The sequence below is a fragment of the Dactylosporangium aurantiacum genome (assembly GCF_000716715.1).
In the GTDB taxonomy this organism is placed as follows: domain Bacteria; phylum Actinomycetota; class Actinomycetes; order Mycobacteriales; family Micromonosporaceae; genus Dactylosporangium; species Dactylosporangium aurantiacum.
In genome coordinates this window covers 40,582-55,928 of sequence record NZ_JNYJ01000059.1, presented here as the reverse complement: position 1 = coordinate 55,928, position 15,347 = coordinate 40,582, and the positions used below count along the sequence as shown (strand labels likewise).

Genomic DNA, 15,347 nt, shown 5'->3' with positions numbered 1-15,347 from the left:
GCGCGATGCGCGGGTGGACCACAGAAGGTGTGGCGTTACGCCAGAGATCGATCATCGGTCGGCGGGCTGGACGTGCCTGGCCCGGACCGGGGTGAACAGCCCCGCGGCGACGACCGCGAGGAACGATACCCCCACCGCGATCAGCGGCCCGTGCACCCCCACGCGGGCCACCGCGGACGTCAGGACCAGCGCCCCGACCGGCCCGAACGCGTGATGGATCATCCAGAACCCGGCCGTCACGCGGCCCAGCAGGTGCTCCGGGGTCACCGTCTGGCGCAGCGACGCCGAGCTGATCGCGGCCATGGTCTCGCCGAACGCGAACACCACCGCCGCGACCAGCACCACCGCCAGGTTGAAGACCAGCCCCGCGGCGGCGATGGCGGCACCACAGGCCAGGTACGCCGACAGCCACGCCGGGCCGAACCCGACCCGGCGGCGGACCGCGGGCGTGATCACCGCGGCGACGATCGAGCCGACGCTGGCCGCGCCGAGCAGCCCGCCGACGACCCGGTCGCCCTGGCCGAGGTCGTGCCGCACGTAGAAGATGAAGACGTCGACCAGGCCCAGGCTGAGGAACGTGACCGGCGTGTACAGCAGGGTGATCGCCCGCAGCACCGGGGTCCGCCACAGGAACCGCACCCCGACGGCCAGGTCCTGCCACACCGCCCGCGGCCGCCCGTCGTCGGCGCCGCCGGACGCGCCGGCGACGGGACGCACCCGGATCAGCAGCAGCCCCACCACGGAGACGCCGAACGTGGCCGCGTCCACGGCGATCGCGGTCACCGGGCCGGCCAGCCCGGCGACGAGCCCGGCGGCCATCGGCCCGAGCACGAACCCCGCGCCGTAGGTGGCCTGCAGCCGGCTGTTGGCGGCGGTGAGCTGCTCCCGCGCCACGATGCCGGGCACCGCCGCGGAGCAGGCCACATCGAACACCATCTGGAACACCGAGGCGACACCGATCACCGGGTACAGCAGCCACACGTGCTCGCCCGCGGTCCACCACACGGCCGGGACCGCCGCGTACAGCAGCAGCCGGGCCAGGTCGCACCAGATCATCAGCAGCCGCCGGTCGGCCCGGTCGACGAGCACGCCGGCGAACAGGCCGCTGGCGACCGTGCCGGCCCCGGCGATGCCGGTGATGAGCCCCATCTGCGCCACCGAACCGGTCGCGTGCAGCACCAGCAGCGGGATCGCGACGAGGGAGAACGAGCTGCCGAGCGTCGACAGGGCCTGCACCGTCCAGAAGACGGTGAAGTCCCGGTTGTGCCGCAGCGGCACCGGCGCCGGAGGGTGCAGGTCGCTTCCAGACCGCGTCATCACACCGTCCTACTCCGCAGCCGTCCGGAGGCCGACCATACCGCCGCCGCGGCGCGTCCCGCCCACCCGGCGGCCGCCCGGGCGGCGGGCCTAGCGATTCGCCTAGTGCTGCCGCCGGCGGCTTGAGCGGCGCGGGCCGCTGGGGTCTGATGGCGGCATCGCGCCCCGCCGGGCCTGGGTGTCGCCGCGGGCGGACGTGAGGTGCCAGGCCGGTCACCTGCCACGAGCGGTGGCCGGCCGAGCCGTTCGCCGGCCCGGGACCGCCCGGGCCCGCCGCGCACGCGGGCGCCAGCGAAGCCACCACGGAGAGGTCGGGACACTGTGGACGATCGCCCCCTGCCGCCGGAGCGGACCGACCCGGTGCTGCGGATGCTCGAGGTCCACTCGCGGGTGATGAGCCAGGCGCACGCGCTGCTCACCGCCGCCCACCCGGCCGCCGCGCCGGCGCCGCCGGCCGTGACCGCGCTCGCCGTGCCGGCCGTGCCGGCCGTGGCCGCCGTCGCCCCGCCGGCCGTGGCCGCCGTCGCCCCGCCGGCCGTGGCCGCCGTCGCCCCGCCGGTCGCCGCCCCGCCGCCGGTCGCGGTCCCCGCGCCGGTGGCCGGCCCGTACCCGCTCAGCCCGGCGCAGCGCGACATCTGGTTCCTCGACCAGATGGGCGCCGACCACTCCCGCGCCTACAACGAGTCCGTGATGATCGTGATGCGTGGCGACCTCGACCGGCCCGCGCTGCGCCGCGCGCTCGCCGACGTCGTCGCCCGCCACGACAGCCTCCGCACCGTCTTCGCCACCGATGGCGGCAGCCAGCGGGCCCTGCCCGCCGCCGACCCCGACCTGCCGGTGGTCGACCTCACCGGCGACCCGCGGGCGATCGAGGCGTGGCTCGACGAGCGGGCCGGCGACGCGTACGACCTCGCCGCCGGCCCCCTGTGCAAGGCGCACCTGCTGCACCTCGCCCCGGACCTGCACCACCTGCACCTGGCCGTGCACCACAGCGTCATCGACGGGTGGTCCTTCGGCGTGCTCATCGACGAGTTGCTCACCCTGTACGCCGCGCACCGCGACGGCACCGGCGCCGCGCTCGGCCCCGCACCCAGGTTCCGCGACTACGTCGAGCACCTGCGCCGCCGCGAAGCGGGCCCCGAGGGCGCCGCCGACACCGCGTACTGGGACCGGCGCTTCGCCGACGGGTTCCCGGTGCTGCGGCTGCCCACCGACCGGCCCCGCACCGCGAAGACCGCCCGCGCCGGCGGCCGCGTCGAGCACACCGTGTCCGCCGAGGTGTCCGCGCTGGTCGCGGCGATCGGGCCGAAGCTCGGCTGCACCCCGTTCACCGTGCTGCTCGCCGCGTACGCCGGGCTGCTGCACCAGCTCAGCGGCCAGGACGCGCTCGTCGTCGGGGTCCCGCTGGCGCAACGGGACCTGCCCGGCGGCACCCACCTCGTCGGCAACTGCAGCACCGTGCTGCCCGTGCTGAGCCGCGTGCCGCAGGACGGCACCGTGCAGGCGCACCTGCGGGCCGTGCAGCGCGCCCTCGCCGAGGACTACCAGCACCCCGGCTTCTGCGTGCAGGCGGTCCGCGACCGGCTGCCGGTCAGCCTCGCGCCGGGGGAGCGGCTGTTCGGCTCGTTCTTCAACCTCGACCGGCCGCTGCGCATCCCGTCCGTCGCCGGGCTGGACCTGGCGCTGCTGCGCACCACCCGCCGGTTCGCCAAGGCCGACTTCGAGGTCGACATCCTCGCCATGCCCCGCTCGTACATCATCACCTGCGAGTACGACGCGGAGCTGTTCGACGAGGCCACCGTCCGCGACCACCTGCGCCGCTACGAGCTGCTCGTGCGGGACCTGCTGCGCGACCCGTCCGCGCCGGTCCGGCCGCTGCTCGTCCCGTGCGACACCGCCGCGCCCGCGCCGGCCACGAGCGCCGGCGCGCCGGCCGGGATGACCGCTGCCACGCTGCCCGGGCTGTTCGAGGCGCAGGCCCGGCGCACCCCCACCGCCGTCGCGCTGATCTGCGGCGACGAGGTCCTCACCTACGCCGAGCTCGACCGGCGCGCCGACCGGCTGGCCCGGCTGCTGCGTGAGCACGGCGCCCGCCCCGAGACCGCCGTCGCGCTCGCCGTGCCCCGCTCGACCGACCTCGTCGTCGGTGCGCTCGCCGCCGGCAAGGCGGGCGCGGCGTTCCTGCCGGTGGACACCGAGCACGCCGCCGACCGGGTCGCCGCGCTGCTCGACGACGCCCGGCCGGTCGTGGTCCTGACCGTCGCCGCGGCCGCCCCCGTGGTGCCCGCCGCCCCCGGCCGGCACGTCGTCGTCCTGGACGACCCCGCGGTGCGCACCCGCCTCGACACGGACCCGCCCCGCGTCGAGGAGCCCGAACGCGGCCTGCTGCCGGCGCACCCCGCGTACGTCATCTACACGTCCGGATCCACCGGCCGGCCCAAGGGTGTCGTCGTGCCGCACGCCGGGATCGTCAACACCCTGCGCTGGTGGCAGGGCGAGCAGCCGCTCGACGGCCGCGACCGCACGATGCTCAAGACCCCGCTCACCTTCGACCCGTCGGTCCACGAGCTGTTCTGGCCGCTGTCCGTCGGCGCCGTCCTCGTCGTGGCCGCCCCCGACGGCCACCATGACCCGCGGTACCTGGTGTCGCTGATCCAGCGGGCCGGGGTCACCTCCGTGCAGTTCGTGCCCAGCACCCTGCGCGAGTTCCTCGACGAGCCGGGCGCCGGCTCCTGCACGACCCTGCGGCACGTCCTGTGCGGCGGGGAGACCCTGCCGATCGGGCTCGTCCGCCGCCACTTCGAGGTGCTGGACGCGCCGCTGTACAACCTGTACGGCCCGACCGAGGCGTCGATCGAGTCGACGTTCTGGCCCTGCCGCCCCGACCCGGGCACCACGACCGCCCCGATCGGCCGGCCGGTCACCGGCGCCCACCTGTACGTGCTGGACCGCGACCTGCGCGCCGTCGGCCCCGGCGCCGTCGGCGAGCTGTACATCGCCGGTGCCGGCCTGGCCCGCGGCTACCTGAACCGGCCCGACCTGACCGCCGCCGCGTTCGTGCCCGACCCGTTCGGCGCGCCCGGCACCCGCATGTACCGCACCGGCGACCTGGTCCGCCGCGACACCGCCGGCGACCTCGAGTTCATCGGCCGGGCCGACTCGCAGGTCAAGGTCCGCGGCGTCCGCGTCGAGCTCGGCGAGGTCGAGGCGGCCCTGCGGACCCTGCCGGAGGTCGCCGACGCGGCCGTGCTCACCCGCTCCACCGGCGCGGGTGGGGACCGGCAGCTCGTCGCCTACCTCGCCGCCGACCCGGCCGTCGCGGCCGACCCCGCGGCGCTGCTGCGGCGGCTCAGCGGCCTGCTGCCGCCGGCGATGCTGCCGGCCCGGTTCGTGACGCTGCCCGCCCTGCCGCAGCTCACCAGCGGCAAGACCGACCGGCAGGCGCTCGCCGCCCTGCCGCTGGAGGCGCCGCCGCGCACCGCCGGACGGGCCCCCCGTACCGCCGCCGAACACGAGATCCTGCGACTGTGGCGCGACCTGTTCGGCCGCGACGACATCGGCGTCGACGACGACTTCTTCGCCCTCGGCGGGCACTCGCTGCTCGCCACGCGCCTCGTCGGCCGGGTCCGGGCCGCGTTCGGCGTCGAGCTGCCGGTGCGCGCGCTGTTCGAGGCGCCCACCGTCGCCGGCGTGGCCCGCGCCGTCGCCCCCGACGCGACGACGGCCGGCGGGCCGGACGTGACCGGCCGGCCGGCCGTCGTCGCGGGGGAGCGGCCGGCGGTGCTGCCGCTGTCCTACGGCCAGCAGCGCCTGTGGTTCTTGCACCGCATGTTCGGCGCCGGCTCCACGTACAACATGGCCATGTCGCTGCGGCTCACCGGCCCGCTCGACGTCGCCGCGCTGCACCGCGCGTTCGGCGACCTCATGACCCGCCACGAGACGCTGCGCACGACCGTCGAGGACGTCGACGGCACCCCCAGGCAGCGCATCGCGGCGCCCGGTGCGTTCCCCGCCGAGGTCACCGTCGTCGACGTCGCGCCGGACGGCGTCCCGGCCGCCGTCGCGGCCGCCGGCGAGTACGCCTTCGACCTCGCCGCCGAGGCACCGATCCGGGTGTGGGTCTTCCAGACGGCCGCCGAGGAGCACGTCGTCACCGTCGTCGTGCACCACGTCGCCGGCGACGCCTGGTCGATGGAGCCCTTGGCCCGGGACCTCGCCGTCGCCTACGCGGCCCGCCGCGACGGCCGCGAACCCGGCTGGGCGCCGCTGCCGGTGCAGTACGCCGACTACGCCGTCTGGCAGCGCCGGCTCCTCGGCCGCGAGAGCGACCCGGACAGCGAGGCCGCCCGCCAGCTCGCGTTCTGGCGCGACGCCCTCGCCGGGGTACCGGACGAGCTGACCCTGCCGGCGGACCGGCCCCGCCCGGCGGAGCCCAGCTACGACGGCGCCGTCGTCACGTTCGAGGTCCCGGCCGGCCTGCACGCCCGCCTGGAGACGCTCGCCCGCACCGGCGACGCCAGCATGTTCATGCTGCTGCAGGCGGCCCTCGCGGTGCTGCTCACCCGGCTCGGCGCCGGCACCGACATCCCCGTCGGCAGCCCCGTCGCCGGGCGCCTGGACCCGGCCCTCGACGACCTCGTCGGGTTCTTCGTCAACACGCTGGTGCTGCGCACCGACACCGCCGGCGACCCCACGTTCACCCAGCTGCTCGGGCGGGTCCGCGACTGGAACCTCGCCGCGTACGCCCACCAGGACCTGCCGTTCGAGCGGCTCGTCGAGGCGCTGAACCCGCCGCGGGTCGCGGCCCGGCACCCGCTGTTCCAGGTCATGATGTCGCTGGAGAACACCACGCCGGTGGACATCACCCTCGACGGGCTGACGCTGCGCGAGGAGCCGCACCCGTCCACCACCGCGAAGTTCGACCTCACCTTCTCGCTGCGCGAACGCGGCCCGGCCGCGGGCATCGAGGGCGAGCTGGAGTACAGCACCGACCTCTACGACGCGCGGACCGCCCGGCTGCTCGTCGAACGGTTCCAGGGCGTGCTCGCTGCCGTCGCCGCCGACCCCGGGCTGCGGGTCGCCGACGTGCCCGTGCTCGCCGACGGCGAGGCGCGGCTGCTGCTGGTCGCCGGCCGCGGGGCCGCCGCCGGCGACGGTCCCGCCGGATCGGTCCTCACCGCCGTCGAGGAGCAGGTGCGCCGGGCGCCCGACGCGCCGGCCGTCACCGACGGCACCGCGACCCTGACCTACGGGCAGCTGTGGCAGCGCGCCGGGCGGATCGCCGCCGCGGTCCGCGCGGCCGGCGCCGGACCCGACGACGTCGTGGGCGTGCTGCTGGACCGGTCCGCCGACACGGTCGCCGCCGTCCTCGGGGTGTGGCGCGCCGGCGCCGCGTTCACCGCCCTGGACGTTGACTGGCCGGTGGCGCGCCGCGCCGACGTGCTCGCCGCCGCCGCACCCGTCGCCGTCCTCACCTCCCGCGCCCGGCTCGGCGACCTGCCACCGACCGCGGCGACCGTGCTGTGCCTCGACGACGCCGCCACCTGGTCCACAGTGGACGCCGCGGCGGCACCGGTACCGCCGGACGCGCTCGCCTACGTGCTGTTCACCTCCGGATCCTCCGGCCGGCCCAAGGGCGTCATGGTGCACCACCGCGGGCTGCGGACGGTGTTCGACGGCTGGGTCGCCGCGTACCGGCTGCCGCGGCGGGTCACGTCGGTGCTGCAGATGGCGGCGTTCGGGTTCGACGTGTTCGCCGGGGACCTCGTGCGGGCCCTCGGCACCGGCGCGCGGCTGGTCCTGTGCCCACGCGACATCCTGCTCGACCCGCCGGCGCTGCTGTCCCTGATCCGCCGGGAACGCATCGACTTCGCCGAGTTCGTGCCGGCCGTCGCCCGGGCGCTCACGGCGCACGCCGAGGCCGTCGGCGCCCGCCTCGACGGGCTGCGGCTCATGGTCGTCGGGTCCGACACCGTCTACCGCAACGAGCTCGCCGCGATGCGCGACCTGCTCGGCGCCGACGCCGACGTCGTCAACTCCTACGGCCTCACCGAGGCGACCGTCGACTCGACCTGGATGACCGTGGACGCCGGCGGCGCGGGCGACCACCGCGCGCTGATCGGCGGGCCGTACCCGAACGCCGAGGTCGTCGTGCTCGACGAGCGGCACCGGCTGGTGCCACCCGGTGTCCCCGGTGAGCTGCACGTCGGCGGGGCCGCCGTCGCCCGCGGCTACCTCGGCGCGCCCGGCCTCACCGCCGACCGGTTCGTGCCGGACCCGTTCCGGCCCGGGCAGCGGCTGTACCGCACCGGGGACGTCGTGCGGTGGCGGCAGGTCGGCGGCGACGCCGTCCTGGAGTACCTGGGCCGCGCCGACCACCAGGTCAAGCTCCGCGGCTACCGGATCGAGACCGGCGAGGTCGCCGCCGCGGTCCGGCAGGTCGCCGGCGTCGACGCGGTCGCCGTCGTGGCCCGGCCGGGACCCGGCGGCGGGGACCGGCTCGTGGTGTACGTCGCCTCCGGCCACACGGCCGCCGACGCGCCCATCGCGCACTGGCACGCCGCGCTCGGCCGGCGGCTGCCGCGGTACATGGTCCCCGACGGCTTCGTCGTGCTGCCCCGGCTGCCGCTCAGCGGCAACGGCAAGGTCGACGAGCAGGCGCTGCGGGCCCGGCCCGACCACGAGATCACCGTCGCCGCCGGCCCGTACACCGCGCCGCGCACCCCGGTCGAGCAGCAGCTCGCCGACGTGTGGGCCGAGGTCCTCGGCGTCGAACGGGTCGGCGTCGACGACGACTTCTTCGCCCTCGGCGGCCACTCGCTGCTCGCGATGCGGCTCGTGGCCCGCACCGCGGAGAAGCTCGGCGTCGACCTGCCGCTCGCCACGCTGTTCCGGCACCCGACCATCGCCGCGATCGCCGGTGACCTGGCCGCGCCGTCGGCGCCGGTGTCGGCGTTCGCCACCGCCGGGATCACGCCCGTGGCCCGCGAACGCCGCCCGTGACCGCGCCCACGGTCTTCGCCTGCCGGACCTCCCTGGCCCAGGACCGCATCTGGTTCTTCGAGCAGCTGGTGCCGGGGACCGCCACCTACAACCTGGGCGGCGCGGTCGACATCGACGGCACCCTGCACGCCGGGCACCTCAGCGAGGCGCTGCGCGTGTGCGTGCGGCGGCACGAGGCCCTGCGGACCTGCTTCGAGGCCACCGACACCGGCGTCCGGCAGCTCGTGCACGACACCGCCGAACCCGACCTGCGCCACGTCGACCTCACCGGCCTCGACCCCGCCGCCGCGGAGGCCGAGGCGGACCGGGTCGTCGCCGCCGAGGTCGCCCGGCCGTTCGACCTCGAACGGCTGCCCCTCGCGCGGTTCGTGCTGCTGCGGCTCGCCCCCCGCCGGCACGTGCTGACCCTCACCTTCCACCACATCGTCACCGACGACTGGTCGCTGGGCATCTTCACCCGCGAGCTCGGCACCGTGTACACCGCGCTCAGCGCGACCGTCGCGCACCGGCTGCCGACGCTGCCGCTGCAGTACGCCGACTACGCCGCCTGGCAGCGTGACCTCGTCGAGCAGGGCGCCGTGCGGGAACAGCTGCGGTTCTGGCAGGAGCGGCTCGACGGCGCCGCCACCCTCGCCCTGCCCACCGACCGGCGCCGCCCCGCCGAGCCGTCCCACCGCGGCGCCGGCGTCCGCGTCGACCTCGAACCGGCCCTCGCCGACCGGCTGCGCGGGCTCAGCCGCGGCGAGGGCGTCACCCTGTTCATGACGCTGCTCGCCGGCTTCACCGTGATGCTCGGCCGGTGGGCGGGGCAGACCGACGTCGTCGTCGGCACCCCGATCGCCAACCGGCCGCGCCGCGAGCTGCACGACATCATCGGGCTGTTCGTCAACACCCTCGCACTGCGGGTCGACCTCGGCGGCGCGCCGACGCTGCGGGAGGTGCTGCGCCGCGCCGCCGCCACCTGCACCGCCGCCTTCGAGCACCAGGACGCGCCGTTCGACCACGTCGTCGCCGCCGTCGCCGCGAACGGGGCCGCCGACCGGCACCCGCTCTTCCAGGTGCTGTTCCAGGTCCTCGAGGACGACCTGCGCGGGTTCAGCCTGCCCGGCGCCACCGTCCGGGCCCGCGACGGCGCGGGGGACACCGTGAAGTTCGACCTGTCGTGCACCGTCGTGGACACCGGCCGTACCCTCGCCGCGGAGCTGCAGTACGCCACCGACCTGTGGGACGAGCCGTCGGTGCGGCGGATGCTCGACGCGTGGGTGCGCGTCCTGCGGGCGATGGCGGCCCGCCCCGACATCGGCGCCGACGAGGTGCCGCTCATGTCCGCGGCCGAGCTCACCGCCGCCGTCCACGCCTGGAACCCGCCGCCCCGCACGCTGCCGGGCACCCTCGACGCCGGCGTCGCCGGGCCGGGCACCCTCGACGCCGGCGTCGCCGCGCAGGTCGCCAGGCGCCCGGACGCGGTGGCGCTCAGCGGGGACGGGCGCCGGTGGACGTACCGCGACCTCGACGCCGCGTCCGACCGGGTCGCCGCGGCGCTGCACGAGGCCGGGGTCGGCGCCGACGACCGGGTCGGGCTGCACCTGGACCGCTCACCGGACCTCGTCGTCGCGATGCTCGGCGTGCTCAAGACGGGCGCCGGCTACCTCGTGCTCGACCCCGCCCTGCCCGAGGACCGCCGCCGCATGCTCGCCGCCGACGCCGGGGTCCGCGCCGTGCTGGGCGAGCCCTTCCCGGCGGACGTGCCGCTGGTGACCCCGTCGCGCACCTCGTGGCGACGGGCCGGCGGGCACCCGGACGGCCTGGCGAACGTCGTCTACACCTCCGGGTCGACCGGCGTGCCGAAGGGCGTCGCCGTCACCCACCGCGGCGTGGTCAACCTCGTCACCGGCGGCCACGCGCCGGTGCGCGCCGGCGACGTCGTGCTGCTCACCGCGAACCCGTCGTTCGACACCACCACGTTCATGGTGTGGGCGGCGCTGCTCAACGGCGCCCACCTCGCCGTCGTCCCCGCCGACCGGCCGCTGGACGCCGCCGCGGTCCGCGCGGCCGTCACCGTGCACCGGGCGAGCGTGGTCCGGCTGACCCCGGCGCTGTTCCACCTGGTCGCCGACGCCGACCCGGCCGCGTTCGCCGGCGTCCGGTGCCTGGTCGTCGGCGGTGACGTGCCCGACCCCGCGCGCATCCGCCGGGTCCTCGCCGCCGGCCCGCCCGGGTCGCTGGTCAACGCCTACGGGCCCACCGAGGTCACCGTCACCGCCACCGCGCACACCGTCACCGCCGGCGACCTCGACGACGCCGTCCCGATGGGCCTGCCCGTCGCCGGGACCACCGCGTACGTCGTCGACCGGCACCTGCGTCCCGTGCCGGCCGGCGTCGTCGGGGAACTGCTCGTCGGCGGCGCCGGGGTGGCCAGGGGCTACCTCGGCCGGCCCGCCGCCACCGCGGCCCGGTTCGTGCCCGACCCGTTCGGTGCCACGCCCGGCGGCCGGCTGTACCGCACCGGCGACCTCGTGCGCCGCCGCGCCGACGGCACCCTGGTCTTCGTCGGCCGCGCCGACCGGCAGGTGAAGCTGCGCGGCCACCGGGTCGAGCCGGGCGAGATCGAGGCCGCGCTGCGCCGCCTCGACGGCGTCGCCGAGTGCGCGGTCAGCCTGGTCGAGGTCGCCGGCGACCCGCGCCTCGTCGCCCACGTCGCCGGTCCCGCGACCCTGGACGGCGCCGCGCTGCGCGACGCGCTCGCCCGGCAGCTGCCGGGGTACCTGGTGCCCGCGCACGTCGTGGTGCTCGACCGGCTGCCGCTGACCCGCACCGGCAAGCTCGACCGCGCCGCCCTGCCGGCCGTCACCGCCGCCGGCGCGCCCCGTCGCCCCCCGCGCGACGACCGGGAACGGGCCCTGCTCGGCATCTGGACCGACCTGCTCGGCGTCGACGAGCTCGGCGTCGACGACGACTTCTTCGCCAACGGCGGGCACTCGCTGCTGGCCGCCACCGCCGCCGCCACCGTCCGGCGCACCCTCGGCGTCGAGCTGAGCCTGCGGGAGCTGTTCACCCACCCGACCGTCGCGGCGCTCGCCGCGCTCCTCGCCGGGCGCACCAGCACCACCGCCGACACGCTGCCGGACGACGCCGCCACCCGGCCGCCGCACGAGCGGGCCGAACTGCGCCTGCGCGCCTGGCGGCACGGCGTCACCGACCTCGGGACCGCGCCCCGCGATCCGGCGCCCGCGTCGGGCGGCCAGCGGGCCATGCTGTTCCTGGACCGGCTGACCCCCGGCGGCACCGCGTACCTGACCACCGCGCACACCCGCCTCACCGGCCCGCTCGACGTGCGCGGGCTGCACGCCGCGTACACCGCCGTCGTGCACCGTCACGAGGTGCTGCGGACCGTCCTGCGGCTGCACGACGGGCAGCCCGTGCAGCTCGTCCAGCCGCCGGGCCCGGTGCCGCTGCCGGTGACCGACCTGACCGCCCTCGACCCGGCCGCCGCCGCCGAGGAGCTGCGCGGGCTCGCCGCCGACGACGCACCGTTCGACCTCGCCACCGGGCCGCTCGTGCGGGCCCACCTGGTCCGGCTCGCCGCCGACGACGCGGCGCTGCTGCTCACGTTCCACCACGCCGTCATCGACGGCTGGTCCATCGGCGTCCTCGCCGAGGAGCTCGCCGCGCACTACGGCGGCGCCACCCTCCCGCCGCCGGTGCCGCAGCACGGCGAGTACGCCCGCTGGCAGCAGGAATGGCTGCAGGGACCCGCCGCCCGGGAGAGCCTCGCGCACTGGCGGCGGGAGCTGGCCGGCCTGCGGGACACCCCGCTGCCCTACGACCTGCCCTGGCCGCCCGCGCTGCCGCTGCGGTCCGGCACGCACCGGTTCACCATCCCGCGCGGGTGCCTCGACCCGCACGACGCGACCCCGTTCATGGTCCTCGCGGCGGCGCTGCACGTGCTGCTCGCCGGCTGGACCGGCCGCACCGACGTGTGCTTCGGCACCCAGGTCGCCAACCGGCCGCACGACGAGGTCAAGGACGTCGTGGGCTTCCTCGCCAACGTCGTGGTGCTCCGCGGCGAGGTGATACCGGACGAGCCGTTCACGGGCCTGCTGGCGCGCACCGTCCCGCGCCTGCTGCAGGCGTACGAGCACCAGCAGGTCCCCTTCGACACGGTCGTGCGTCACCTCGCCCCGGACCGGCCCCCGGGCGGCAACCCGCTCTTCCGGGTCGCGATGACGCTGCACAACACCCCGCCTCCGGTACGGCGGGCCGGCCCGCTGCGCCTGCACCCACTCGACCTGGCCGGGCCGGCACAGGCCCGGCACGAGCTGGAGCTGGACATCCGCACCGACGGCGACGTGCTGCGCTGCGACGTCACCTACGCCGCGGACCTGTTCGCGCCGGACAGCATCGCCTGGCTCGCCGAGGCGTACCAGCGGATCCTGCGCACCGTCGCGGCCGACGCCACCGTGCCGGTCCGGCAGCTCCTGCCGACCGATCCCGTCCGCGAGACCGTGCGACAGGTCGTCGCCGAGGTCGTCGGCGGCGACATCGACGAGGCGGCCGACTTCTTCGCCCTCGGCGGCGACTCCCTCGCCGCCCTGCGGGTCCTCGACCTGATCCGCGCCCGCTGCGGGGCCGGCGTGCCGCTCGCCGCCTGGCTGACCGGCGGCGCCGCCACCGTGCCGCGGCTGGCGGCGCTGGTCCGCGCCGCCGGACGGGCTTAGCAATTTCCCAAGCTCAAAGCCGGTCCAATGGTCAAGGTCGGCGGTGCCGCACGCCAGGCGACCCACCCAACCACACGCACCGCGCGGCACGGCACAGGGAGGCCTACGTGATCACAGCCGGGCTCAAATTCACGCAGAGCGGCGGCATCGCCCTGATCGACGGCGACCGGCTCGAGTTCAACATCGAGATGCAGAAGCTCGACAACAACTCCAGGTACAGCAACTTCGACGACCTGCAGCTGGTGCCGAGGATTCTCGCCGAGTACGGCTACCAGGTGTCCGATGTGGACCACTGGGTCGTGGACGGCTGGGACGGCGCCCGCAACGGCCACATCAAGGTGCAGACGATCGCCGGGGCCGTCGACCTCACCGTCGCGCCCTACCGGGAGACGCCGGCGGTGCCCGACCCGGGGCGTCCCGCCCACCGCGGCGAGCTGAACATCGACGGCACCGTCCGGCCGTTCACCAGCTTCGTGCACGTCGCCAGCCACCTCTGCGTCGCGTACAGCACCAGCCCGTTCGCGGTCCGGCAGGAGCCGTCGATGGTGCTCGTCTGGGACGGCGGCTGCTTCCCGCGGCTGTACTGCGTGGACGGCAAGGGCCGCATCGAGCCCGGCGGCGAGGTGTTCCCGCTCATCGGGCACACCTACTCGATGGCCTCGCAGCACTGGGGCCCGTACGCGCGGCGGGACAAGTCCCGCAACGTCGACGACCTGTCGGTGGCCGGCAAGCTCATGGCGTACATCGCCTACGGCACGCCGAACGACGCCGTCAAGGCGATCCTCGCCGAACGGTTCCACGAGCACTTCGAGGCCGACACACAGCGGGTCCGCGACTACCGCGCGGCCATCATCGGCTGCGGCAGCAACGGCGAGCCGTCGCACGCCTACGTGCACGCGTTCCTCAGCGACGTCGCCGCCGACGTGCGGCGCATCGGCGCCGGCGACGACGACGTCCTCGCCACCGTCCACGAGTTCCTCGAGGAACTGCTCATGGACCGGGTCACCGCGAAGATCCGGGCGTGGAAGGGCGACCAGCCCTGGAACCTGTGCTTCGCCGGCGGATGCGCGCTGAACATCAAGTGGAACAGCGCGCTGCGCGGGCACCCGATGATCCGCGCCATGTGGGTGCCGCCGTTCCCCGACGACTCGGGCTCGGCGATCGGGACCGCCTGCGCGCACCTCGGCGTCACCGGCGGCCTGCGCGCCATCGACTGGCACGTGCGCTCCGGTCCGCGCCTGCTGCCGACGCCGCAGATCCCGGACGGCTGGTCCGCGGCCCCGTGCACCCCGGCCGAGCTGGGCCGGCTGCTGCACACCACCGGCGAGCCGGTCGTGGTCCTCAACGGCCGCGCCGAGCTCGGCCCGCGCGCGCTCGGCGGCCGCAGCATCCTCGCCGCCCCGGTCGACCCGCGGATGAAGGACCGGCTCAACGACATCAAGCGGCGCGAGCCGTTCCGCCCGGTCGCCCCGATCTGCCTGGAGGAGCACGCCCCGGAGATCTTCTCCCCGGGCACCCCCGACCCGTACATGCTGTTCGAGCACGACGTGCGCCCGGCCTGGGTCGAGCGCATCCCGGCCGTGCTGCACCTGGACGGCACCGCCCGGCTGCAGACCGTCAGCCCCGCCCAGGACCCCGACCTGACCGAGATCCTGCGCGCGTACCACGAGGCCAGCGGCGTGCCGGTGCTGTGCAACACGAGCGCCAACTTCAACGGCAGCGGCTTCTTCCCCGACGCCGCCACCGCGATCGGCTGGGACAAGGTCGACCTGGTGTGGGAAGAGGGCACGCTGTACCGGCGCGCCACGTGACCACGCCCGCGCTGCTGCCGTCGCTGGACGACGCCGCCCTGTGCCACGCCACGCAGCTGCTCGACGAGCTGCGTGGCACCGTGCGGGCCGCTCGGTGCGGCGGCGGCGCCGGCCGGGCCGAGCGGATCGAGGAGGCGCTCGCCCAGGCGCGGGCGCTGTCCGCGACGCTGCGCACCGCCCTGATCAGTGCCCGGGACCGGCCAGTCGTCCCCCCGGACTGACCGCCCCGGCGCACGGCGACGGGCCGGCACCCCGACCCTCCGGTCGGTGGTGCCGGCCCGTTGGCCGTGCTCAGGCGGTGCGCGCTGCCACGGACTCGCGCAGGCTGCGCGGGCGCAGGTCGGTCCACACCTCGCCGATGCGGGCCAGGCAGGCGGCGCGGGAGCCGACGGTGCCCTCGTCGCGCCAGCCCGGCGGGTTCATCATGTCCGAGGGCATGATGGAGTACTGCTCCTCGTCGTTGCGGACCACGCGGAACGTGTCGTTCATCTGCCGGTTC

6 protein-coding genes are annotated in these 15,347 nt (G+C 76.2%); 4 read left to right on the top strand and 2 right to left on the bottom strand.

All coding sequences use genetic code 11. The annotated features are described in order from the left end of the window. Positions 1-51 precede the first annotated feature (51 nt). Positions 52-1,317, bottom strand: coding sequence for an MFS transporter (locus OP18_RS43975; RefSeq protein ID WP_052388240.1), 1,266 nt, complete (start codon positions 1,315-1,317; stop codon positions 52-54). A gap of 321 nt (positions 1,318-1,638) precedes the next feature. Between OP18_RS43975 and OP18_RS43970 the strand changes: the two genes are divergently transcribed. From OP18_RS43970 to OP18_RS43955, 4 genes are all read left to right on the top strand, one after another. After that, positions 1,639-8,319, top strand: coding sequence for a non-ribosomal peptide synthetase (locus tag OP18_RS43970; protein WP_033365307.1), 6,681 nt, complete (start codon positions 1,639-1,641; stop codon positions 8,317-8,319). Continuing rightward, a complete protein-coding gene (locus OP18_RS43965) occupies positions 8,316-13,037 on the top strand; it encodes a non-ribosomal peptide synthetase (protein WP_052388239.1) in 4,722 nt (1,573 codons plus the stop codon). Before OP18_RS43970 ends, OP18_RS43965 begins: the two co-directional genes overlap by 4 nt. Positions 13,038-13,144: 107 nt before the next feature. Beyond that, the gene (locus OP18_RS43960; RefSeq protein ID WP_033365306.1) at positions 13,145-14,848 is read left to right on the top strand and encodes a carbamoyltransferase N-terminal domain-containing protein; all 1,704 of its coding nucleotides are present in this window, start codon (positions 13,145-13,147) and stop codon (positions 14,846-14,848) included. Then, the gene (locus tag OP18_RS43955) at positions 14,845-15,069 is read left to right on the top strand and encodes a hypothetical protein (RefSeq protein ID WP_033365304.1); all 225 of its coding nucleotides are present in this window, start codon (positions 14,845-14,847) and stop codon (positions 15,067-15,069) included. Before OP18_RS43960 ends, OP18_RS43955 begins: the two co-directional genes overlap by 4 nt. Positions 15,070-15,139: 70 nt before the next feature. On the opposite strand, the gene OP18_RS43950 is transcribed toward OP18_RS43955, so the two are convergent. After that, entirely contained in the window at positions 15,140-15,337 is a 198-nt protein-coding gene (locus tag OP18_RS43950) for an MbtH family protein (RefSeq protein WP_033365303.1), read from the bottom strand. Positions 15,338-15,347 lie beyond the last annotated feature (10 nt).